Annotated in this window: 24 protein-coding genes and 1 tRNA gene; 14 read left to right on the forward strand and 11 right to left on the reverse strand. The window is 70.8% G+C overall.

The window, feature by feature from the left end; translation table 11 throughout:
- Window positions 1-7: 7 nt before the first annotated feature.
- Window positions 8-487 carry a hypothetical protein gene (locus SS2_RS03490; protein ID WP_066461111.1) on the forward strand — a complete coding sequence of 160 codons (480 nt, stop codon included), beginning with the start codon at window positions 8-10 and terminating at the stop codon, window positions 485-487.
- Window positions 488-556: 69 nt separating this feature from the next.
- Here SS2_RS03490 and SS2_RS03495 read toward each other — a convergent pair whose 3' ends face one another.
- The gene (locus SS2_RS03495; RefSeq protein ID WP_083941666.1) at window positions 557-2,044 is read right to left on the reverse strand and encodes an MFS transporter; all 1,488 of its coding nucleotides are present in this window, start codon (window positions 2,042-2,044) and stop codon (window positions 557-559) included.
- A gap of 53 nt (window positions 2,045-2,097) precedes the next feature.
- Here SS2_RS03495 and SS2_RS03500 point away from each other — a divergent pair, with 53 nt between their 5' ends.
- Window positions 2,098-2,682 (forward strand): TetR/AcrR family transcriptional regulator, encoded by a 585-nt coding sequence (locus SS2_RS03500; protein ID WP_083941668.1) that lies wholly within the window; start codon window positions 2,098-2,100, stop codon window positions 2,680-2,682.
- A 105-nt stretch (window positions 2,683-2,787) separates the two neighbouring features.
- Here the strand turns inward: SS2_RS03500 and SS2_RS03505 are convergent.
- The 3 genes from SS2_RS03505 to SS2_RS03515 all read right to left on the reverse strand — a co-directional run bounded on the left by SS2_RS03505 (window position 2,788) and on the right by SS2_RS03515 (window position 6,189).
- Window positions 2,788-2,861 (reverse strand) — tRNA-Pro (locus tag SS2_RS03505).
- A 104-nt stretch (window positions 2,862-2,965) separates the two neighbouring features.
- Window positions 2,966-3,889 carry a metallophosphoesterase gene (locus tag SS2_RS03510; RefSeq protein WP_066461118.1) on the reverse strand — a complete coding sequence of 308 codons (924 nt, stop codon included), beginning with the start codon at window positions 3,887-3,889 and terminating at the stop codon, window positions 2,966-2,968.
- On the reverse strand, window positions 3,889-6,189 hold the full coding sequence (locus tag SS2_RS03515) for a transglycosylase domain-containing protein (RefSeq protein WP_083941670.1): 2,301 nt from the start codon (window positions 6,187-6,189) through the stop codon (window positions 3,889-3,891). Before SS2_RS03515 ends, SS2_RS03510 begins: the two co-directional genes overlap by 1 nt.
- A gap of 121 nt (window positions 6,190-6,310) precedes the next feature.
- On the opposite strand from SS2_RS03515, the gene sp36 reads away from it, so the two are divergent.
- Window positions 6,311-6,478 (forward strand): Sp36 family protein, encoded by a 168-nt coding sequence (sp36, locus tag SS2_RS17315; RefSeq protein ID WP_157607174.1) that lies wholly within the window; start codon window positions 6,311-6,313, stop codon window positions 6,476-6,478.
- Entirely contained in the window at window positions 6,475-6,948 is a 474-nt protein-coding gene (locus SS2_RS03520; RefSeq protein WP_066461121.1) for a RidA family protein, read from the forward strand. Before sp36 ends, SS2_RS03520 begins: the two co-directional genes overlap by 4 nt.
- 73 nt (window positions 6,949-7,021) lie before the next feature.
- On the opposite strand, the gene SS2_RS03525 is transcribed toward SS2_RS03520, so the two are convergent.
- Together SS2_RS03525 and SS2_RS03530 are read right to left on the reverse strand one after the other, a co-directional pair.
- Window positions 7,022-7,657 (reverse strand): Crp/Fnr family transcriptional regulator, encoded by a 636-nt coding sequence (locus tag SS2_RS03525; protein WP_066461122.1) that lies wholly within the window; start codon window positions 7,655-7,657, stop codon window positions 7,022-7,024.
- 96 nt (window positions 7,658-7,753) lie between these two features.
- Window positions 7,754-8,221 (reverse strand): hypothetical protein, encoded by a 468-nt coding sequence (locus tag SS2_RS03530; protein ID WP_157607175.1) that lies wholly within the window; start codon window positions 8,219-8,221, stop codon window positions 7,754-7,756.
- 120 nt (window positions 8,222-8,341) lie between these two features.
- Here SS2_RS03530 and nth point away from each other — a divergent pair, with 120 nt between their 5' ends.
- Window positions 8,342-9,070: an endonuclease III gene (nth, locus tag SS2_RS03535; protein ID WP_066461125.1), complete on the forward strand. Its 729-nt coding sequence runs from the start codon at window positions 8,342-8,344 to the stop codon at window positions 9,068-9,070.
- Here nth and SS2_RS03540 read toward each other — a convergent pair.
- Window positions 9,057-9,971 (reverse strand): alpha/beta fold hydrolase, encoded by a 915-nt coding sequence (locus SS2_RS03540; protein ID WP_066461126.1) that lies wholly within the window; start codon window positions 9,969-9,971, stop codon window positions 9,057-9,059. The genes nth and SS2_RS03540 overlap by 14 nt on opposite strands.
- Window positions 9,968-10,789, reverse strand: a complete 822-nt coding sequence (locus SS2_RS03545; RefSeq protein ID WP_083941672.1) for a winged helix-turn-helix transcriptional regulator — start codon at window positions 10,787-10,789, stop codon at window positions 9,968-9,970. Before SS2_RS03545 ends, SS2_RS03540 begins: the two co-directional genes overlap by 4 nt.
- Window positions 10,790-10,942: 153 nt before the next feature.
- Between SS2_RS03545 and SS2_RS03550 the strand changes: the two genes are divergently transcribed.
- Window positions 10,943-11,677 (forward strand): hypothetical protein, encoded by a 735-nt coding sequence (locus SS2_RS03550; protein ID WP_066461127.1) that lies wholly within the window; start codon window positions 10,943-10,945, stop codon window positions 11,675-11,677.
- 40 nt (window positions 11,678-11,717) lie between these two features.
- On the opposite strand, the gene SS2_RS03555 is transcribed toward SS2_RS03550, so the two are convergent.
- Window positions 11,718-12,101, reverse strand: coding sequence for a DsrE family protein (locus SS2_RS03555; protein WP_066461128.1), 384 nt, complete (start codon window positions 12,099-12,101; stop codon window positions 11,718-11,720).
- Window positions 12,102-12,249: 148 nt separating this feature from the next.
- On the opposite strand from SS2_RS03555, the gene SS2_RS03560 reads away from it, so the two are divergent.
- Genes SS2_RS03560 through SS2_RS03585 form a run of 6 tightly spaced genes read left to right on the forward strand, consistent with a single transcriptional unit; the run spans window position 12,250 to window position 17,260 of the window.
- The gene (locus SS2_RS03560) at window positions 12,250-12,924 is read left to right on the forward strand and encodes a heme-binding beta-barrel domain-containing protein (protein ID WP_066461129.1); all 675 of its coding nucleotides are present in this window, start codon (window positions 12,250-12,252) and stop codon (window positions 12,922-12,924) included.
- A 1-nt stretch (window position 12,925) separates the two neighbouring features.
- Window positions 12,926-14,035: a CAF17-like 4Fe-4S cluster assembly/insertion protein YgfZ gene (ygfZ, locus tag SS2_RS03565; RefSeq protein WP_066461131.1), complete on the forward strand. Its 1,110-nt coding sequence runs from the start codon at window positions 12,926-12,928 to the stop codon at window positions 14,033-14,035.
- A 46-nt stretch (window positions 14,036-14,081) separates the two neighbouring features.
- On the forward strand, window positions 14,082-15,233 hold the full coding sequence (locus SS2_RS03570; protein WP_245643330.1) for an FUSC family protein: 1,152 nt from the start codon (window positions 14,082-14,084) through the stop codon (window positions 15,231-15,233).
- Window positions 15,234-15,260: 27 nt separating this feature from the next.
- The gene (locus SS2_RS03575; protein WP_066461133.1) at window positions 15,261-15,593 is read left to right on the forward strand and encodes a DUF2516 family protein; all 333 of its coding nucleotides are present in this window, start codon (window positions 15,261-15,263) and stop codon (window positions 15,591-15,593) included.
- 3 nt (window positions 15,594-15,596) lie between these two features.
- Window positions 15,597-16,052: a D-aminoacyl-tRNA deacylase gene (gene dtd, locus SS2_RS03580; protein WP_066461135.1), complete on the forward strand. Its 456-nt coding sequence runs from the start codon at window positions 15,597-15,599 to the stop codon at window positions 16,050-16,052.
- Window positions 16,049-17,260 (forward strand): glycosyltransferase family 4 protein, encoded by a 1,212-nt coding sequence (locus tag SS2_RS03585; protein ID WP_245643332.1) that lies wholly within the window; start codon window positions 16,049-16,051, stop codon window positions 17,258-17,260. The genes dtd and SS2_RS03585 overlap by 4 nt, the downstream gene beginning before the upstream one ends.
- A gap of 3 nt (window positions 17,261-17,263) precedes the next feature.
- On the opposite strand, the gene SS2_RS03590 is transcribed toward SS2_RS03585, so the two are convergent.
- A complete protein-coding gene (locus SS2_RS03590) occupies window positions 17,264-17,713 on the reverse strand; it encodes a hypothetical protein (protein ID WP_066461138.1) in 450 nt (149 codons plus the stop codon).
- A gap of 122 nt (window positions 17,714-17,835) precedes the next feature.
- Between SS2_RS03590 and SS2_RS03595 the strand changes: the two genes are divergently transcribed.
- Window positions 17,836-18,129, forward strand: a complete 294-nt coding sequence (locus SS2_RS03595; RefSeq protein ID WP_169796253.1) for a PspC domain-containing protein — start codon at window positions 17,836-17,838, stop codon at window positions 18,127-18,129.
- A gap of 42 nt (window positions 18,130-18,171) precedes the next feature.
- Here SS2_RS03595 and SS2_RS03600 read toward each other — a convergent pair whose 3' ends face one another.
- Window positions 18,172-19,575 carry a serine hydrolase domain-containing protein gene (locus tag SS2_RS03600; RefSeq protein WP_066461142.1) on the reverse strand — a complete coding sequence of 468 codons (1,404 nt, stop codon included), beginning with the start codon at window positions 19,573-19,575 and terminating at the stop codon, window positions 18,172-18,174.
- Window positions 19,576-19,732: 157 nt separating this feature from the next.
- Here SS2_RS03600 and pgi point away from each other — a divergent pair, with 157 nt between their 5' ends.
- Window positions 19,733-21,391 (forward strand): glucose-6-phosphate isomerase, encoded by a 1,659-nt coding sequence (gene pgi, locus SS2_RS03605; protein WP_066461144.1) that lies wholly within the window; start codon window positions 19,733-19,735, stop codon window positions 21,389-21,391.
- The last annotated feature ends 65 nt before the right edge of the window (window positions 21,392-21,456 follow it).

A 21,456-nucleotide genomic window follows, 5' to 3' on the forward strand; every position in this document is an offset into this window, starting at 1 on the left:
AACGACCATGAAGAAGCGCACAGTGGTGCGGTGGGGTCTCGGAGCGGTGATCGCGACGACCGCGCTCGTCGGCTGCGGCAACGACGGCATCGACGGGGAGCCGATCGAAAGCCCGGGTGAGGCCACGAGCGCCGACCCGGACTACGTCCGTGGCACGCCGGAGGGAGTCTCGGTCCCCGCCGACGCCGGGGCAGGTGCTGGATGGGTCGCGGACCGTGAGCGCGAGCTGTGGGTGATGACCATCAGCTCCAGCTCCAACCCTCTCGTGGCCACCGCGGCGACCGCGGACGGCCAGACGATCACCATCACCCTCGAGATGGCTGACGCCGATGGGCCCGCCACCAACGACCTCGCACCCACGACCTCCTACGTCGAGGTGCCTGACGGGGTCGACGTCGACTCACCGGTGACGGTGAACCTGGGCGAGCTGGGGACCGCGGAGATCATGGATCCGGACAACCCCGGCTGGTTGCTGGACAACTCCTGACCCGTTGCACGACGACGGCCCACCGGAGAACCGGTGGGCCGTCGTCGTGCAGGGGGTGTCTCAGGCTGGTCAGCCCACGTGGACGACGTCCGGTGCGTCGAGCAGGTCCTTCTTGGACATGGAGATGAGGAAGAAGGAGATCGGCGCGGCGCACAGGATGAGGGCGCCGGCCCAGACGAAGGCGACCGAGTAGCCGTCGACGAGGGCTTCCATCTGCGCCGACCCGGAGGTCACCGAGGTGGTGACCGCAGCGGCGTAGAAGGCGGTGATGAGCGCTGTGCCGATCGACCCGCCGATCTGCTGGGCGGAGGAGACCGCGGCGCTGGCCACGCCGGCGTCGTGCTCGTCCACGCCGGACAGGGCGACGTTCTGCAGCGGCACGAAGAGGCATGCCAGGCCGATGCCGAGCAGCACGACGCCGGGCAGCACCTGGGCGGCGAAGTTGCCCTCGACGGTCACGAAGGCTGCCATGTAGAACAGTCCGGCGGCCGCGATGATCGGACCGACGGTCATCGGCAGGCGCACGCCGACCTGGGGCAGCACCTTGGACAGCAGCGGGGCGCAGATCATGATGGTCACGGTCATCGGCAGCGAGGCGACGCCGGCGATCACGGGGGAGTAGCCCAGGACGATCTGGAAGTAGAAGGTCAGGAAGAGCAGGCCACCCAGCAGTGCGGCGCCGGTCAGCGTCGCGACGAGGAAGGCTCCACCGCGGGCCTTGTGCGCGAGCACGCGCAGCGGGAGCAGCGGGTGGTTGGAGCGGGACTCGACCCGCACGAAGGCGAGGAGCAGGACGACCCCGAGGGCGAGGAAGACGAGCGTCTGGGGCCGGCCCCAGCCGTTCTCCGCCTGAGCGAAGCCGTAGACGAGGGAACCCAGGCCGGCGACGACGAGGACGGCACCGGGGATGTCGTAGCGGGTGTCTCCGTGCGCGCGGCTCTCACGGATGAGCGGGAACCCGGCGATGACCGCGACAGCGGCGATCGGGATGTTGACGAGCAGGCACCAGTGCCAGCTGACGTACTCGGTGAGCACCCCACCCAGGACCAGGCCGATCGCGGCACCACCACCGGCGATCGCACCGAAGACGGCGAATGCCTTGATGCGGTCCTTGCCGGAGGGGAAGGTGATCGTCAGGATGGCCAGCGCCGCAGGGGCGAGCAGGGCGGCGAAGGCGCCCTGGAGCCCACGAGCGGCGAGCAGCATCTCCGTGGAGGTGGCGAAGCCGCCGATCCCGGAGGCGATGGCGAAGCCGATCATGCCGGTCATGAAGGTGCGCTTGCGCCCCCAGTAGTCGGCGATGCGCCCGCCGAGCAGCAGCAGCGAGCCGAAGGCCAGGGCGTAGATGGTGACGACCCAGGTGCGGTCGCCGTCGGACATGCCCAGGTCGAGCTGAGCGGCGGGCAGGGCGATGTTCACGATGGTCCCGTCGAGGACCACCATGAGCTGGGTGAGGGAGATCACGGCGAGGAGCCACCACCGACGGGGGTGGGCGGAGGCGTGCTCGGGCGGGTGATCGATCGTCTCGGTGGGAGACAGGGGTGCTGCAGACGTCATGAAGTCAATAATCCTTTACGGAACGAACTAGTTGGTTGGGTTAGAATATCAGGATGAGGAGCGACGGCCTGGCGACCAGGATGCGGATCTTCGAGGCCGCGCGCATCGAGTTCGCCGAGCACGGCTTGGCCGGGGCGCGAGTCGACCGCATCGCCGCGGCGGCCCATGCCAGCAAGGAACGGCTCTACGCCTACTTCGGTGACAAGCGGTCGCTGTTCATCGCGACGATCGAGGAGAACTTCGCGATGCTCGCCGAAGCCATCCCCTTCACCCCCCACGACCTGCCCGGTTTCGCCGGAGCGGTCTACGACCACGTGACCGCCCACCCTGAGCACGCCAGGATGCTCTCCTGGGCGCGGCTGGAAGGCGAGGGAGCGGCCGTCGCGGCGGCGAAGGGCGTGCGCCACGGCAACCACGGCCAGGACCTCGCCCAGGCCATGGTGGGCAGCGACATCGACCCCCGCTGGCGCGAGGACGACCTCATCACGATGATCTTCGCGCTCGCTACGGGGTGGGAGCAGAACCCGGGGCTGTTCGCGGGCGAGGGGCGGGACTGTGGCGAGGAGGTCCGTCGTCGTCGGCGTGAGGCGGTGGTGCTCGCGGCCTGCAAGCTCGTGAGCCCGCCGGTGCCGCGCTGATCTGAGGGCCGTCTCGCTGAGTCGCCACTGTGGTGGAACGCCGACCGCGACGTGGAACGAGAAGAACCCCCGGTCCGTGGACCGGGGGTTCTTCTGCTCTGCTCGTCGGGGTGACAGGATTTGAACCTGCGACCTCGTCGTCCCGAACGACGCGCGCTACCAAGCTGCGCCACACCCCGAGCTGCTTCGGCGCGCACATCACACTTCGATGTTCACTGCTGGAGCCTGATCAGAATAGCGGACGCGAGCCGCGATACGAAACCGGCCCCCGCCGTACCAGGCGTCAGCGAGCGGTCAGTGTGAGCAACGTCGCCTCGGGGCGGCAGGCGAAGCGGACCGGTGCGTACGGGGAGGTGCCCAGACCGGCGCACACGTGCATCCAGGTGGAGTCCTCGCCCCCGGCAGCGTCCGGGCGAGCGCCCGGCCATCCGTGCAGGCCCTTGGCCCGCCCGCGGTCGACGTCGCAGTTGGTCACCAGCGCACCGTAGAACGGCAGGCACAGCTGCCCGCCGTGGGTGTGCCCGGCAAGGATCACGTCAGAGCCGTCCTCGTGCATCTGGTCCAGGACCCGCGTGTACGGGGCGTGCGTCACGCCAAGACGCAGGTCGCTGGTGGCGCCCGACGCCGGGACGGGAGCGGGGAACTCGTCCCGGTCCAGGTGCGGGTCGTCCACCCCGACGAGGGAGATCCGCCGGCCGTCGGCCACCACGGTGTCCCGGCGGTTGGTGAGGTCCTTCCAGCCGGCCGCGGTCATGGTGGCAGCGAGCTTGTCAGCCGGCAGCGGCGTCGGCTCGACGGACCGGCCGATGCGCGCGTCCGCCTGGAGGTAGCGCGCGGGGTTCTTGAACGACGGGGCGAAGTAGTCGTTCGACCCCATGACAAAGGCGCCGGGGAGCTCGAGGAGCGGCGCGAGGGCGAACTCCAGGGACGGGAGCACGTCGACGTGGGCCATGTTGTCGCCGGTGTCCACCACGAGGTCAGGCTGGAGATCGGCCAGGGACCGGACCCAGGCGATCTTCCCCTCCTGGGAGGGGGTCAGGTGCAGGTCAGAGATGTGCAGGATGCGCAGGTCAGGCTGCCCCGGCGGCAGGACCGGGACGCTCACCTCGCGCAGGGTGTACATCGACGTCTCAAGGTGGGCCCAGGCGAGCGCGCCGACGCCAGCTGCCGCGCCGAGACCGAGCGCGGTGAGGACGGGGTGTCGCATCAGTCGTCGTTCCCGCGGTCTTCGCCGTTGCCGGGACCTCCGTTGCCCTGGCCGTTGTTGCCCGGGTTCGGGGCCGGAGCATTCGGGTCGCCGCCGGCGCCTGGGTCGGCTGGAGCAGCCGGAGCTGTGGGGGGCGGCGCGGGTGCCTTGCCGAGCTGCGCCTCTCCGACCTCAGGGAACCCGACGTTCGGCGTGCCCTCCAGGACCTTGTCCATGTATCGCTTCCAGGTGGGGGCGCCGATCGTGGAGCCGTAGACGTAGCGGTGGGGCTTGCCAGCGATCGTGATGTTCTGCATCGAGACCTTGCCGTTGGGGTTGCCCATCCAGTAGGCGGTCGACAGGGTCGGGGTGTAGCCGATGAACCAGGCGTTGCCGTTGTCGTTCGTCGTCCCGGTCTTGCCCGCTGCGGTGTGGTTAGCCAAGACCGAGGCCTTGGCACCGCCCTGGGGCGAGAGCACCTGCTGGAGGGCGTAGTTGACGCCGTTGGCGGTAGCAGTGTCCAGGACAGGCTTGCAGTCGGCCGGCGGCACCTGGTGGTCGGAGCCATCAGCGTTCGTGACCGAGAGGATGGCGATCGGCTCGCAGTAGATCCCGCCCGAGGCGAAGGTCGCATAGGCGCTGGCCATGGACAGAGGGGTGGTGTTCTGCACCCCGAGAGTCATGGACATCACCTTCTCCACTGGGGCGCCGTCCGCAGAACGGAAGCCGACCTTCGTGGCCATGTCAGCGATGTTGCAGAGGCTGAGCTTGCTCGACATCGACGCGTAGGCGGTGTTGATAGATTTCGCCGTCGCCTCGAGGACGGTCCGCATACCCTGGCCTGCGCCGTCGGAGTTGCGTGGGTTCCATGATGCTCCGCGCAGGTCCGCGCAGTCTCGGGGCGTTGCGGCGAAGTCGCTTGGCAGCAGCTTCTGCCTGTTGGCGTTGACGGTCTCGCGCAGCGTGTGCCCCTCCTGGAGCCACTGGGCGAGTACGAAGGCCTTGAACGTCGACCCCGCCTGGAACCCCCTGGAACCGCCGTGGGTGACGTCGGTGTTGTAGTTGACGAAGGTCGATCCGGCGGGAGCCGGTTGGGCGGTCGAGAACTCTCGGTTCTGCGCCATGGCCAGGATCTTGCCGGTGCCGGGCTCCACGGTGACCATCGCGTTGGCGATGCCGTTGGGGTCATCGACGGGGACTGCCAGGCGCAGCTCCTCGTCAGCCACCGCCTGCATGCCCAGGTCGATGGTCGTTGTGATCTCCAGGCCGCCGCGGTTGAGGAGGTTGGCGCGCTCCTCGGCCGTGTCACCGAAGACCGGGTCCTGCAAGATCACTTTGGTGACGTAGTCGCAGAAGTACGCTGCTCCGTCGGCGCCGGCGCAGCCACGGGTGATCGGTTGCACGTTGAGGGTGTCCGCCAGCGGCGTCGCACGAGCGGCCTCGTACTCCTCCTTGGTGATGTACCCCTCGTTGTACATGTTGGACAGGACGACGTTGCGTCGGCGCTCAGAGGCAGCCGGGTCGTTCGTGGGGTCGAAGGCCGTAGGGCGCTGGGTGATCCCGGCGATGGTGGCTGCCTCGACGATGGACACGTCTGCGGCGGTCTTGCCGAAGTACCGCTGAGCCGCTGCCTCCACGCCGTTGACGTTGAGCCCGAACTGGGCGATGTTCAGGTAGCCGGCAAGGATCTCTTCCTTGGTCATCCGCTTCTCGAGGGAGATTGCCAGCTTGGCCTCACGGAGCTTGCGGTCGATCGAGCCTTCCTGAGCCGCGGCGACTCCGGCAGCGTCGCCAGCGGTGTTGGCCTTCTCGATGAGCACGTTCTTGACGTACTGCTGCGTCAAGGTCGAGGCGCCCTGCGTCCCTGCGTTCTTCTTCACCAGGTTGTTCACCGCAGCGCGGGTCATGCCCTTGGGGTCGATGCCGCCGTGGGAGAAGAACCGGCGGTCCTCGGTCGAGATGACCGCGTTCTGCAGGTAGGGAGAGATGCTCGTGAGCGGGACGACCTCGCGGTTCTCCTCGAAGAAGGTGGCGAGCGGGGTGCCGTCGCTGGCATAGATGTACGAGGCCTGCGAGAGCGGACCCGGTTCAAGGTCCGTGGGCAGGTCGTAGAACGCCTGGGTGGTTCCCTGCGCGATGGTGCTGGTCCCCGCGGCGAGCGGGATCACCAGACCGGCGGCGAGCACACCTCCCACGGTGGCGAGCAGGACAAAGGTCAGCAGCAGCGCCAACGCCTGGAAGACGTTGACCGAGTGACGTGAGCGGGCCGCCGGGGCACCGGAAGACGGTGACGCGTCCTCACCGAGCGCAGAGTTTGCCATGAGAACAGAGTACGGGAGCGGTTTGCGACGACGCTGAAGACTCCGGGTGGCGCCATGGGGGGATTGTGTGAGCGTGAGACGGGGGCTGCGAGCGCTCGGCGCCGGGGACTACCCTCGGACCATGGCACAGACGTGGGAGTACTCGACAGTTCCGCTCATGATTCACGCGACCAAGCAGATCCTCGACATGTGGGGTTCGGACGGCTGGGAGCTGGTCCAGATCGTCACCGGTCCGGACGGCAACGGCCTCGTCGCGTACCTCAAGCGACCGACCGGCGACGGCGCATGAGCGTCGCGAGCCGCCTCGCAGAGCTCGGCATCGTGCTGCCGGGGGTCGCCGCACCCGTGGCCGCGTACGTCCCCGCGTTGCGAGCAGGTCGCCAGGTGTGGACCTCGGGCCAGCTGCCCTTCGTCGAGGGCCGCCTCGCGGTCACCGGCAAGGTCGGTGACGGTGAAGGACTGGTATCGCCCGAGGTCGCAGCAGACCTGGCGCGCACTGCGGTGCTCAACGCCCTCGCAGCCGTGGCCTCGGAGATCGGTTCCCTCGACCAGGTCACCCGCATCGTCAAGGTCACCGGCTTCGTGGCGAGCGACCCGTCCTTCACCGGCCAGCCCGCGGTGATCAACGGCGCGAGCCTCGTGCTGGGGGAGATCTTCGGTGCGGCCGGCGTGCACGTGCGCAGCGCGGTGGGCGTCACGGTGCTGCCGCTCGACTCCCCGGTCGAGGTCGAGCTCATCGTCGAGGTCGCGGAGGCCTGAGCCGTCCGGCTGACAGACGACGAGGCGGTGCACCCGGACCGGGTGCACCGCCTCGTCTGCACGCTGGTGGACGTCAGCGAGCGCGGCGTTCCAGGCGGTCGATGTCGAGGAGGACCACGGCGCGTCCTTCACGGCGGACCCATCCGCGACCGGCGAAGTCGGCGAGGGCCTTGTTCACGGTCTCGCGCGAGGCCCCGACGAGCTGGGCGAGCTCTTCCTGGGTGAGGTCGTGAGCGACACGGATGCCCTCGTCGACCCGCTCGCCGAACCGGGTGGAGAGGTCGAGCAGGGCCTTGGCGACGCGGCCCGGGACGTCGGAGAAGACGAGGTCGGCGAGGGCCTCGTTGGTGCGGCGTAGGCGGCGCGCCAGGGCGGTGAGCAGGTGCTTCGCCACTCCGGGGTTCTCCTCGAGCGCAGCGACCAGCGCGGCGTGGCCGAGCTCGTAGACGACCGAGTCGGACACGGCGCTCGCGCCGAGGGACCGGGGGCCCGGGTCGAACAGGGAGAGCTCGCCGAACATCTCACCGGGGCCGAGGACGGCGATGAGGTTCTCGCGTCCGTCGCCCGAGCTGCGGCCGAGCTTGATCTTGCCCTCGCGGATGACGTAGAGACGGTCGCCGGGCTGCCCCTCGGTGAAGAGCACATCCCCGCGGGCCAGCTCGATCTTGGTCATCGAAGCCAAGAGCGCCCGCGTCTCAGCCTCCTCCATGGTGGCAAAAAGTGGTGCTGAGAGCACTACGTCGTCGTTGTCCACGTGGAACGTCCTTCACCCAGTCGCCGGATTCCTTGCGCAGCACAGTCTGCCTCATGCGTGCTGACCTACGGTACATTGCGCGGCCTCTGTGAGCGCCCCGCGAGGTTCGCCGGACGCCTGCGGCAGGTGGAGCGCGCGGAAGGCCGGATCCTCGCTCATCCGGTCCACGAGCGCGTCGGTGGCGATCATGAGCGCGCGCCGGACCTCGGCCTCGTAGTCCGCGAGCGACCCTTCGACCGAACGCAGCCGCGGCAGGTCGGTCACCGACAGTCCCGTCCCCGCAGGCTGGGCGATCCCGACGAGGACGCTGTGGCTGACGGTCGGCGCGGTAGACCCCCGCTCGGCGACGCCGTCACCGAGCCGTCCGGGCAGGACGGCGCGCGCTACCGTGAGGTCGAGCCGGGCGCGGACCAGGCGCCGCCAGTGACCGATCTGGGTGATCTCGTACCGCAGGCGCGCGCAGACCGCGCGGAGCTCGTCGGCGTCCATCGCGTGGATCGGCCGTGGTGCGGGATTCACGATCGGTGCCCCTCTCGACGCGCGTGGTCTATACCCAGTTTTCGGCAGCACACCGGGGTTTCTTGAGTGATTGTGCGATTCTTGAGCGATCGTGAACGGGGACGGCACAGGGAGGCAGCAGTGAAGGCGGTCAGCTCGACAGGTGACCCGGCAGCATTGCCGGCGCCGTCCGCGGTGGCGCTCGTGCGCCGTGCCCGGCGTATCGACCGCGAGCTCGCCGTGGTCTACCCCGATGCCCGGTGCGAGCTGGACTTCACCACCCCGCTCGAGCTCCTCGTCGCCACTGTGCTCTCCGCCCAGTGCACCGACAAGCGGGTCAACCAGGTCACCCCGGCGCTGTTCGCCCGGTATCCCGACGCCGCCGCCTACGCGGCCGCCGACCCCAGCGAGCTGGAGGAGATGATCCGTCCGACCGGCTTCTTCCGCCCCAAGGCGCGCGCGCTGAGCGGGATCGGGGTGGCTCTTGTCGAGCGTTTCGACGGCGAGGTCCCCGCCACGCTGGAGGACCTGGTGAGCCTGCCCGGGGTGGGGCGCAAGACCGCCAACGTGGTGCTGGGCGACGCCTTCGGTGTCCCGGGGATCACCGTGGACACTCATGTGGGACGGCTGGTGCGTCGCTGGGGATGGACCACGAGCGAGGATCCGGTGCGGGTCGAGCACGAGATCGGCGCGCTCATCGAGCGCAAGGAGTGGACGCAGTTCTCCCACCGCACGATCTTCCACGGACGACGGGTGTGCTTCGCCCGCCGCCCGGCCTGCGGTGCCTGCCCGATCGCCCGCCTGTGCCCGTCAGCGGGCATCGGAGAGATGGACCCGGTCGCCGCGGCGGCCATGGTCAAGACCGCTTGAGCGACCCCATCCAGTCCAGCAGGAGCGCGTTGACCTGCTCGGGCGCTTCCTCGGGCAGGAAGTGCCCGGCGCCGGGGACCATCTCGAAGCGCAGGTCACGGCACAGCGCCGAGGCGTCGACGTCGGCCAGGGACGGTCGCAGGATCGTGTCCTGAGCGCCGTGGATCTGCAGCGCGGGGACCGAGACCGGGGTGCGCATGGCCGACAGGTAGCGGCGTCCGCTGCCCGAGGGCATGGCGCGGGAGTACCACCGCACCGCCTCCAGGGCGCTGTGCGCGGCGAAGGGCACCCGGATGGCGTTGGTGTACGTCTCCACGACCTCCTCCGGCCAGGTGAACTCCGGCCGGGTGCCCAGGATCTGGGCCATCAGGCCCGCCTGGGTGAGGCTGCGCTCAGGCAGGTTGGGAAGCTGGAGGTAGGCCAGGCGGGTCAGGGCCGAGCGGGTCATCGCGGTGCGCAGGGGGACGTGCATCCGTGCCGGGTGCGGGGCGGAGATCGCCGCGACGGCCTCGGTCAGCGCCGGCTGCAGGGCAGCCATCGACCAGGCGACCGCACCTCCGAGACCGTGCCCGACGACGATGGCCCGGTCCGCGCCGAGGGAGCGGATCACCCCGGCCGCGTCACGGGTGCGGGTGGGGACGTCGTAGCCGATGGGCGGCTTGTCCGAGGCGCCGGTCCCGCGCAGGTCCATCGCGGCGACCCGGTACCCGGCCTCGCCCAGTGCGGTGAGCTGATGGCGCCAGGCCCACCAGAACTGCGGGAAGGAGTGCAGCAGCATCACGAGCGGGGCGGAGCTGTCGCTGGGCCCGGTGAGCGCGACGTGGAACCGAGCGCCGTTCGCCGGGACGAACTCGTGCTGCCAGTCGCCGGGGATCAGGACGTCGGTGAAATCAATGGTCACCTTGGCGAACTTACCGGAGCGGTCGAGGCATCGCCCACCTGGTCGGACCCGTCGTCGAGGTCACCGTGACCGCCGTCGGCGCTGCGGGCCGCCGCGTCTGCGGCGTCCGCGGCGCTCTCCGCGGCAGCCTGTGCGGCGCGTCGGTCCTTGAGCGGGTCGAAGCGGTAGCCGACGTTGCGGACGGTTCCGATGAGCTGGTCATACTCGGGGCCCAGCTTGGCGCGCAGACGACGCACGTGCACGTCGACGGTCCGGGTGCCTCCGTAGTAGTCGTAGCCCCAGACCTCCTGGAGCAGCTGGGCGCGGGTGAAGACGCGTCCCGGGTGCTGCACGAGGTACTTGAGGAGCTCGAACTCCTTGTAGGTGAGGTCGAGCGGGGTCCCGCGCAGACGTGCGGTGTAGCCGCTCGCGTCGATCATGAGCTCGCCGGAGGAGATCTCCTCGGGCTGGTCACCGGTGCCGTGGTGGGAGCTGCGCTCGCGGGCCAGCCGCAGCCGCGCCTCGACCTCGGCCGGGGTGGCGTTCTCGAGCAGGAGGTCGTCCGCGCCCCACTCGGCCGTGACGACCATGAGGCCACCCTCGGTGAGGATGAGGATCAGCGGCACGGTCAGCCCGGTGGCGCGCAGCAGCCGGCAGGTGGTGCGCGCACCGACGAGGTCACGACGGGCGTCGAGCAGCACGACGTCGGAGTCGGGGGCGTCCACCAAGGCCGAGGGTTCCATGGGAAGGACCCGGATGCGGTGCGTGAGCAGACCCAGGGCCGGAAGGACCTGCGCCGAACCACCGGCGGAAGGTGTCAGCAGCAAGAGCTCCGCCACGATTCCCACCTCCTCTCCGACTGGCGCTCACGGTACCGCGATGCAGGCGCATGTGGATGACACGACCATATGGTGGTGTCGTCGGTCACTGATTCTTCCACGGCTGACGCGGCAGTTCGGGGACGGTGGGGTCCATCTGGGACACTCTCTGGTGTGAACCTCTCCACGCGTGCCGTCGCCTCCGCCTGCGCAGCCGCCGCGATCGCCGGTGGTGCGTACCTCGGGGCAGTGCCGTTGCTCGTCGTGCTCGGGGTGCTCGTGGTCCTCTTCGCCGCAGGCTGGGCCCCGCTGCTGGGGCTGCCCGTCCCGGGCGGGACGTTCTTCGTCGTCGCGCTGCCCGGACTGGGAGCGCTGGCCGCGGCGCAGGTCACGCAGAGCGAGCCGTGGCTGGCCAACCTCCCCCTCGTCATCGCGATGGGTGTCCTGCTCGCCTTCATCAACGAGCTGCTGCGCGCTGACGGGCGCGAGCGGCTGGTCGAGTCGCTCGCGGGCGGGGTGAGCGGGATGGTCGTGGCGGTCTCCGCCGCGGGATGGATCAGCGCGTACAAGACCGACGGCGGCGTGTCGCTCGTCGTGCTCAGCGCCGCCTCGCTGGCAGCGGCGTCGGCCGCGTCGGCCGCGCGGTTGCACGGATGGCTGTCCCTGGTGGCCACGATGGCCGGCTCGGTGATCGTCTCGGTCGTGGTCGCCCTCGTCATGGAGCACCTCACCTGGGCGGACGGCCTGTGGACGGGACTGGTCGCCGGGCTCCTCGTCGCCTCGCTCCAGCTCCTCTTCGACCGGCTGCCCGAGCTGCGCCGCCCATGGGCCGCGCTCGCCGCGATCGTGCTGCCGATCGCCGTGGGCGGGATGCTCGTCTACGTCGTCGGACGCCTGCTCGTCGGCTGAGCCGCACCCGGCTGCTCGACGCCGCCGCCGCGCAAGCAGGTCAGTAGACCAGCGCCTGCGTCCCCGGCGTCATGATCTCTTCGACGAACTTCGGGGCGCCGGCGATGCGCACCCCGGGCAGCAGGTCCTCCTGCGTCAGGCCGCGCCGCACCGCGCACTGCGTGCACACGGTGAGCGTCCCGCCCTCGAGGACAGCCTCGACGAGCTCGGCCATCGACGCCGCGTGCTCGAGCGCGATGTCGCCCGCGCGGCCAGGGACGGCGAGCCAGGCGGAGTCACCGGTCAGCCACAGGCTGACCTCGACGCCAGCGGCCACGGCGGTCGCCGCGACGGTGAAGGCCTGGTTGGTCGTCTCGGGCGCCGAGGCGCCCGCCGTCGACTTGATGACCAGGCGTTGTGATGCACTCGATGACGGTCCGCTCATGCGGTCAGGGTAGCGCGACGTAGGATGGCGCCATGGATGTTGATGTTCTCGAGATGATCTTCCTCGGCCTGCTCGTGGCGGCCACCGTGACGATCACCTGGTTCGCCGGGTTCGTCGTCTACAAGCTCTACAAGGGCCAGCGCTAGCCATGGCTTTCACGCTGCCGGAAGGGCTCGCCCCGGAGGTCTACCCGCTCGCCTGGCTCGTGGGGTCCTGGCGGGGTGAAGGAGTGCTCTCCTACCCCGGGATCGACGACGCCACGTTCGTCCAGGACGTGACCTTCGACCACGACGGCGGACCGTACCTGCGGTACACCTCCACGATCCGGGTGCTCACGCCCGTCGTCCCGGAGACCTTGCCCGCGGACTGGACCGAGGACATGCCGGAGGAGGGCGCGGCCGAGCTCGACGACGAGCCCGCCGAGCCTGACGACGCGCAGACGTCTGAGGAGCAGCCGCTGGACGAGACGCTCGAGGAGCCCTCCGAGCAGGAGCGCGAGCTGCGGGTCTGGTCCACGGAGACCGGGTACTGGCGCGTGCCGCCGGAACGCCCCGAGGGTCTCCCCGAGGACAAGGCGCCCCTCGAGGTGCTCCTCGCCGACCCGGCCGGACGGGTGACGCTGTACATCGGCGCGATCGGCAACGGCCGCATCGACCTGGTGAGCGACCTCGTGGCACGCACCGCGACGGCCGCTGAGGTCACCGCGTCCAACCGGCTCTACGGCCTGGTCGAGGGCGACCTCATGTGGGTCTGGGAGCTGGCGGCCTTCGGTCACCCGCTGCAGTCCTACGCCTCCGCCCGGTTGTCCCGGCTGGACGGCTGACGTGGCCGGTCCCAGCCCTGTGCTCTCCCGTCACGGCGCGGTCGCGGCGGCCGGCCCGGACGCGGGCGTCGCCTGGCACTACGGCGACCCCACGGCCGAGCAGCGCGCCCTCGAGCGCCACGGCGCCTTCGTCGACCTCTCCCACTACGGCGTGGTCACCGTCTCCGGACCGGACCGGCTGAGCTGGCTCAACTCGATCACCTCCCAGGAGCTCACCGGGCTGGGGGTGCGGGAGTCGACCGAGACCCTCGTCCTCTCCCCGCACGGCCACATCGAGCACGCCGCTGGTGTGGTCGACGACGGCGAGACCACCTGGCTCATCACCGAGGGCAGCCACGCCGGCGACCTGACCGCCTGGCTCACCCGGATGAAGTTCATGATGCAGGTGGAGATCGCCGACGTCACCGACCAGTGGGCGGTCATCGGCGAGCCCGTCGACGCCGAGGGCGGCGACGACGAGCCGATCACCTGGCGCGACCCGTGGCCGCGCACCCTGCCTGGTGGCACCCGGTACGGCCTGCCCGACGACGAGCACCCCGGCTCCGAGCGCCCGTGGCGCCTGGTCCTGGTCCCGCGCGCCTCCCTGCCAGACGCCGTCGCCGCCCGTGAGGCAGCAGGCTGGCGCCTCGCCGGGACCTGGGCGAGCGAGGCCCTGCGCATCGCGGCCTGGCGTCCGCGGCTGGCGACCGAGGTGGACCACAAGACGATCCCGCACGAGCTCGACTGGCTGCGGACCGCCGTGCACCTGCACAAGGGCTGCTACCGCGGCCAGGAGACGGTCGCTCGCGTGCACAACATGGGCCGGCCCCCGCGGCGTCTGGTCATGGCGCACCTGGACGGCTCGGGGCACCTGATCCCCGAGCGCGGCGCCGAGGTGAGCGCCGACGAGCGTGTGGTCGGCGCCGTGACCTCGGTCGCGCGGCACCACCTGCTCGGACCGATCGCGCTCGCCGTGATCAAGCGCAGCGCTCCCACCGACGTCGACCTGCTGGTCGCGTGCGAGGGTGGCGACGTGGCGGCCGGGCAAGAGGTCGTCGTTCCCGGTGAAGGCGTGTCGGTAGACCGTCCGGCCCCCCGCGGGCCGGTCGCGCGTGGCCTGACGCCGCGGTGAGGCTCCTGGACGCAGAGTCGGTCACGGTCGGGCGTCGCACCTGCTGATGGGCGACACCACGAAGGTCGGTGACCTGCGCGAGAACCCGGCTGACGACGGCTCCTTCGTCATGTCCCAGCTCGCGCGCGCCATGGTGCAGCTGCGCGTGCGGGTCCGGCAGGGCAGCACCCGGGTCCGGGTCGGCTTCTGGCCGATCATCCTCGTGTCCGTCGCGGCGAGCCTGTCCTACGGTCTCTCCCTGTGGTTCCTCGGCCACACCTACCCCTTCTTCGCGCCGGTGTGCGTGTGGATCTGCCTGGGCTTCTCGACCGACCGGAGCATGCGCCGGGTGGCCGAGCTCGGCATCGGCGTCACGGTGGGGGTGGGCCTGGGCGAGCTCATCGTGCACAGGATCGGCGTCGGCGTCCTGCAGATCGGTCTGGTGCTGGCGCTCTCCGCGCTGGTCGCCCGGTTCATCGACCGCGGGGCGCTGCTCACCACGCAGGCCGGGGTGCAGGCGATCGTCATCGTGGGGCTCCCGATGGCCGCGACCGGGGGCGGGTTCGGTCGCTGGACCGATGCACTGGTCGGCGCGGCGGTGGCCTTCCTGGTGGCCGCCTTCACTCCCAGCGACCTGCGCCGTCGGCCTCGCCGGATCGGGGGCGAGGGCCTCATCGAGCTGGCCCGGACCTTCGAGGCGGTCGCCCACGGCGTGCGCAGCGGTGACCCCTCCGACCGGGAGGCGGCGCTGCTGCGGGGCAGGGCGAGCGAGCCGGCCCTGGACGAGTGGCAGGCGGTGACCCGCGAGGCGCTGGAGAACTCCCGGGTGACCGCGAGCGGGCGCAAGTACCGCGAAGAGCTCGTGTCGATCGGGCGCAGCTCGGTCCTGGTCGACCGCACGATGCGGACCGTGCGGGTCATCGCGCGGCGCGCGCTGTCCCTGCCGACGGGCCCCGTCGTCGACCAGCTCGCCGGGCTGCTCGACGACCTCGCCGAGGCCACTCGTGACCTCGCCGAGGCCGTCGCCTCAGGCCGGGACCCTCGACGGGCTCGGGCGCGCATCGCCGCGGTCGCCGCGGCTGCGGACCCGGGCGCGCTGGGCAGCGGGGACTGGCAGGTGCAGTCGCTCATCCTCATCCTGCGGTCGGCGATCGTCGACCTCCAGGAGGCCGCCGGGGCGACCCCCGAGCAGGCCCGCGAGGCCCTGGCTCCGATGTAGCCGGTCGGCTGGCTTAGGCTGTGGGGCATGTTCGCCTTGCTGCAGGTCTACCTCCTGGCCTTGATCACCGTGGCGCTTCTCGTCGTAGAGGTCTACGCCCTGATCGACGCCCTCCGACGCACCAACGAGGCGTTCGTGAGCGCGGGCAAGCGCACCAAGTCCTTCTGGGCGATCCTGCTGGGGGTGGGCGCTGCCCTCGGCTTCGTCGGGGTCACCCCGCCCCTCGGCCTCGGTCTCCTCGGCCTCGCCGCGCTCTTCGCGGTCATCCCGGCACTGATCTACCTCTCCGACGTGCGCCCCGCCCTCGGCGCCCGCCGCCCGCGCAAGCAGGGGCCGAGCTCCCCGCGCGGGGGGTGGTGAGCAGTGCGCGCCGTCGTGCAGCGGGCCTCCCGCGCCAGCGTGACCGTCGACGGTGACGTCGTCTCCTCCTTCGACGGGCCTGGTCTCGTCGCGCTCGTCGGCGTCACGCACGACGACGGCGCGGAGCAGGTGGCGACCATCGCCCGCAAGATCGCCGAGCTGCGGCTGTTCACCGCCCCGCAGGACGATCCTGCGGCCGGGGTCGGTGAGGTCAGCGCCCTGGATCTCGGAGCGCCGGTCATCGTCGTCAGCCAGTTCACCCTGTACGCAGACACCAAGAAGGGTCGCCGCCCCTCGTGGAACGGCGCGGCGCCGGGTCCCGTCGCCGAGCCGTTGGTCGACGCCGTCGTGGCAGACCTGCGCGGACGCGGGCTGACCGTGGGCACCGGACGTTTCGGGGCGCACATGGAGGTCGAGCTGATCAACGACGGCCCCGTGACGATCATCCTCGACGCATGAGCGGCATGGACGAGCAGCCGGCCGAGCCGGCTGGGCAGGGTGCGGCTGGACAGGGTGTGGCTGGACAGGGCGCGCCGCTGCGCGTGGGACTGGTCATCGATGACTCCCTCGACCGGCCCGACGGCGTGCAGCAGCACGTGCTCACCCTCGGTGCGTGGCTGTCCGGACAGGGGCACGAGGTGCACTACCTGTCGAGCACCACGGTGCGCACCGACCTGGCGAACATGCACTCCCTCGCCCGTAACCTCCGGCTGAAGTTCAACGGCAACCGGCTCGGCATCCCCCTGCCCGCACCCGCCCGCGGCATCACGGCGCTGCTCGGCTCGGTCGACTTCGACGTGCTGCACATCAACATGCCCTACAGCCCGCTGCTCGCCGGGCGGGTGATCGCCCGGGCCCGGCCCGGCACCCGCGTGGTGGGAACCTTCCACATCCTGCCGTGGACCCGGCTGACCCGGTGGGGAACCCGGCTGCTCGGCCTCGTCCAGCGCCGCCAGCTGCGCCGGTTCACCACGGTCATCGCCGTGTCGGCGCCCGCTGCGGTCTTCGCCGCCGAGGCGCTCCACGTCTCACCCGTGGTCATCGGCAACCCGGTCGACGTCGCGCGCTTCGCCCAGGCGCGCGAGGCTGAGCTGGCCCGCGTCGCGGAGCCGGCTGGCACGGACCAGCACCCAGTGCGGATCGTCTTTCTCGGCCGGCTCGTCGAGCGCAAGGGCGCCGGAGAGCTGCTGCGGGCCGTGGCAGCGCTGCGCGCCCTCACCCCGGCCCCGGTCCAGGTGGTCCTGGGCGGCACCGGCCCGCTGCGCGACGAGCTCGAGGCCTACGTCGCAGCGCAGGGCCTGGGCGACTGCGTGGAGTTCATCGGCTATGTCGCCGAGGAGGACAAGGCCGCGCTGCTCGCCGGCGCCGACGTCGTCGCGCTGCCCTCCACCGGTGGGGAGAGCTTCGGCATCTCGGTCGTGGAGGCGCTCGCCGCGAGCCGCGGCGTCGTGCTGGCGGGGGACAACCCCGGCTACCGCACGGTGATGGAAGGTCTCGAGGACCAGCTGGTCGACGCGACCGACACGCCTGCTTTCGCTATCGCGCTCAAGCGATATGTCGATGACGCGGCGGCGCGCACCGAGGCGAGCGCACGCCAGGTGATCCACGCCGGGCGCTTCGACGTGAACGTCATCGGGGCCCAGGTGCTCGAGGTGTACCGGGGCTGAGGCTCAGCTCGCGGCGTGCTCGGCGCAGCGGTCGGCGTTCCAGCCGGCCCACGCGGCGGCGGTGACGAGCACGTCGCCGGACTCCAGGACCTGGACCACGTCGTCGGTGAGGATCTGGGCCCCGCACGGCGCGCCGTCGACCGAGGCGGTGCAGCGCGCACCGGAGACCTTGGCGAAGAGGTCGCCGGCGAGCAGGGTGCCGCCGGTGACCGTGGAGATCGGGGAGACGGGGATCTCGGAGGGCTCGTGCTCGGCGAACTCGAAGGACTCGTCCGTCAGGCCCTCGGTCTCGACCAGGCGACGGACCGCGTACTGACCGGGGACCTCAGGGTAGGTGTCCTCGATCTCCTCAGCTGCTGCCTCCGGGTCTTCCCAGACACCCAGGGGAACGACGACACCTCCGGTGAGCCGGTCGATGATGACGAAGAGGTCTGCGCTGTCTGGGCTGGTCATGGTGCTCCGAGCGGGCGTGTGGAGGGGACAAGGACGGCCTCTATCATCCCATCTTCGGATCAGGGGCAGGATCAGGGTGATCACGGATGCGCGCGGCCCTCTCGACCAGCGACGATGGAGTCATGAGCACGCCTGACTATTCACAGACCCCGCCCCCGGCCCTGACCCCGATGCAGAAGTTCTTCGCCTGGGTCCGGCGGCTCGGGGTGTACCGCTCCTCCGACCGGGTGCTGGGCGGCGTCGCCGCCGGGACCGCACGCCGGCTCGGCATCGATCCCTGGCTCATGCGCCTGATCCTCATCGTGCTGGTCGTCGTCGCCGGGCTCAGCGTGTGGGTCTACGTCGTGGCGTGGATCTGCCTGCCGGACGAGCGCACGGGCCAGATCCCGCTCGAGAACTGGACCCGGCCGCGCTGACCTCGCACGGCTCCCGTCTCTGCCTGACGGCCCCCGCCGTCGTCACAGAGCCCCGGCGGCCCACTCCGGCACCGCGAGGTCCCGCAGCTGGTCCGTGCGCAACGGGGTGACGTGCCAACGGGCCTCCACGACGTCGCCGCCGGGCAGTGCCCGCAGCACCAACCGGTGCGGGGACGAGGTGACCACGGCCGCGGCCTCCCAGCCGCCGTCGTCGGTGAGGCGCCCGCGGGCGGCGACCGGCACGACCGCCGACCCGACCGGGACGTGCGTGCGACGCCACTCCTGGGAGCCGACCGCGAAGGTCAGCCCGTCCAGGTCGACCACCCACCCGGAGCCGTCCGGGCGCACCGTCCCGCGCGCGTAGACGTCGGTCGACGTCGCCGGGGTCAGTGGGACCTCGGCCGCGCCGAGGCGCGTGGTGAGGGCGTCCAGCGCCTCGGGGTCGGCAGGCAAGGGCTGGGCGGACAGCTCGGGCAGCAGCTCCCACACCGCGTCGAGCTCGGCCTGGACGTCCACGGTGGCGCTGGTCAGCGCGACGACGAGGTCTGCCTCGGGCACCACCAGGCACAGCTGACCGTAGGCGCCGTCCGCGCGGAAGCCGTGCCGGCTGCGCCAGAGCATGAAGCCGTAGCCCTGTGCCCAGTCCGGTGACGCGCCCGGCGCCGCCGTGTCGACGTGGACGGCGGAGGCCAGGTCCACCCAACCGGCCGGAAGCACCTGCGCACCGGCGAAGGCCCCGCCGTCGAGCATGGTCTGGCCGAGGGACAGGATGTCCCCGACGGTCGCGTGCAGCCCGGTGAAGCCGAGGTCGAGCTCGCCGGCGCCCGTCCACCAGCGCCGCCCGATGCCCAGCGGGGCGAAGAGGCGCGGACCCAGGTACTCCCCGAGGCCCTGGCCGCTCGCCCGGGTGATCGCGGCGGACAGCAGGAAGGGGGCCGCCTGGTTGTAGGTGAAGTGCGTGCCCGTGGCGTGCTCGGGCTCGACGGCGAGCAGCGCGGACACCGGGTCAGGGCCGAAGATCGGGTCCACCACGTCCGCGTCGTGCCCGGTCGCCATGGCCAGCAGGTCACGCACCCGCATCGTCGCCGACCGCCCCGGGGCCGCGATCTCGGGGAAGTACCCGGCGATCGGGGCGTCGAGGTCGAGCAGCCCCTCGTCGACGGCGAAGCCCACGGCGGCCTGCAGCACGGTCTTGGACACGGAGTAGACCAGGGCGGCGTCCTGGAGCCGGTACGGCGCCCAGGCGCCGGAGGTCAGCACGTGCCCGTGCCGCGCGACGGCGAGGGCGTGCGGGTCGCTGCCCTGGCCTTCGAGGCGGTCGACCAGAGCGAGCAGGGCGCCGGACGGCACGCCCTGGCTCTCCGGCGTCGCGGGCGGCAGCGAGGTGAGTCCCGGCGCCGGCGTCGACGTCGGCTGGGCGGCGGGCTGGGCACCGACAGCAGTCATGAAGCCACCGTAGCAACGGCGTCCTGCGAGCGTACGGACGTGAGCGGGACATGACGAAGGCCCTGCGTCCCGGTGCGGAGACCGACTACGCTCGTGGGGGGTCGTGTCCAGCACAGCGGCATGCCCTCTCCTGAACCGACCTGAAGGGTGACGCCCCGTGACCTCATACGACCTCTCCGGCACCGCAGCCTGGACCGCGCTGCGCGACGAGCACGCGACCCTGGCCGCCACGAACCTGCGCGAGCTCTTCGCTGCGGACCCCACGCGTGCTGAGCGCCTGACCGCTGACGCCGGCGAGCTGCACCTGGACTACTCCAAGAACCTCGTCACCGACTCGACCATCGACGCCCTCGTCGCGCTCGCGGACGAGGCGGGCCTGCGGGCCAAGATCGACGCGATGTTCGCCGGTGAGCACATCAACGTCACCGAGGACCGCGCCGTCCTGCACACCGCGCTGCGCCTGCCCCGCGACGCGACGCTCGTCGTCGACGGTCAGGACGTCGTCGCGGACGTGCACGCCGTGCTGGACTCGATGGGCGCCTTCGCGGACCGGGTCCGCTCGGGTGAGTGGACCGGGTACTCCGGCAAGCGCATCACGACGGTCGTCAACATCGGCATCGGCGGATCCGACCTCGGCCCGGTCATGGCCTACGAGGCGCTGCGCGCCTACGCCGACCGCGACATCGAGTGCCGCTTCGTCTCCAACATCGACCCCACGGACGTCTTCGAGAAGGTCCACGACGTCGACTTCGAGCGCACGCTGTTCATCGTCGCCTCCAAAACCTTCAGCACCCAGGAGACGCTGACCAACGCCCGCACCGCGCGCGACTGGCTCATCGCGGCCTACGACGGCGACGCCGCCGCGGTGGCCAAGCACTTCGTCGCGGTCTCCACGAACGCCGAGCGCGTCGCGGAGTTCGGCATCGACACCGCGAACATGTTCGGGTTCTGGGACTGGGTCGGTGGACGCTACTCCTTCGACTCCGCCGTCGGCCTGGCCATCATGCTCTCGATCGGCCCGGACCAGTTCGCGCAGATGCTCGACGGCTTCCACCAGATGGACGAGCACTTCCGCACGACGCCCTTCGCCCAGAACGTTCCCGTCCTCATGGGCCTGCTCAACGTCTGGTACAACAACTTCTACGGCACCGGCTCGCACGTGGTGCTGCCCTACAGCCAGTACCTGCACCGCTTCCCGGCGTACCTGCAGCAGCTGACCATGGAGTCCAACGGCAAGTCCGTGCACCTGGACGGCACCCCCGTGGCCGACGACGTCGCCGGTGGCATCGCCGGGCAGACCGGTGAGATCTTCTGGGGAGAGCCGGGCACCAACGGCCAGCACGCCTTCTACCAGCTGCTGCACCAGGGCACGAAGATGACCCCGGCAGACTTCATCGGTTTCGCGGTGCCCAACCACGACCTCGGCGAGATGCACGACCTCTTCATGTCGAACTTCTTCGCCCAGACCGCTGCCCTCGCCTTCGGCAAGACCGCCGAGGAGGTCGCCGCGGACGGCACACCCGCCGCGATCGTCCCGCACAAGGTCATGCCCGGGAACCGGCCGTCGAACACGATCCTCGCCGAGAAGCTCACGCCCTCGGTGCTCGGTCAGCTCGTCGCGCTCTACGAGCACATCACCTTCACGCAGTCGGTCATCTGGGGCATCAACGCCTTCGACCAGTGGGGTGTCGAGCTCGGCAAGGCGCTGGCCAACCAGCTCGCACCGAAGCTGTCCTCCGAGGCTGCTCCCGAGGACGACTCCGACGCGTCCACGAACGCGCTCATCACGCGGTACCGCGCGCTGCGCGGCCGCTGAGCCGAGCCGCTCTGCCTGAGCCGCTCTGCCTGAGCTGCTGACGGCCCGCCGCCCCTCCCCGGGGC

The organism is Sanguibacter suarezii NBRC 16159, from assembly GCF_001552735.1.
GTDB lineage: Bacteria > Actinomycetota > Actinomycetes > Actinomycetales > Cellulomonadaceae > Sanguibacter > Sanguibacter suarezii.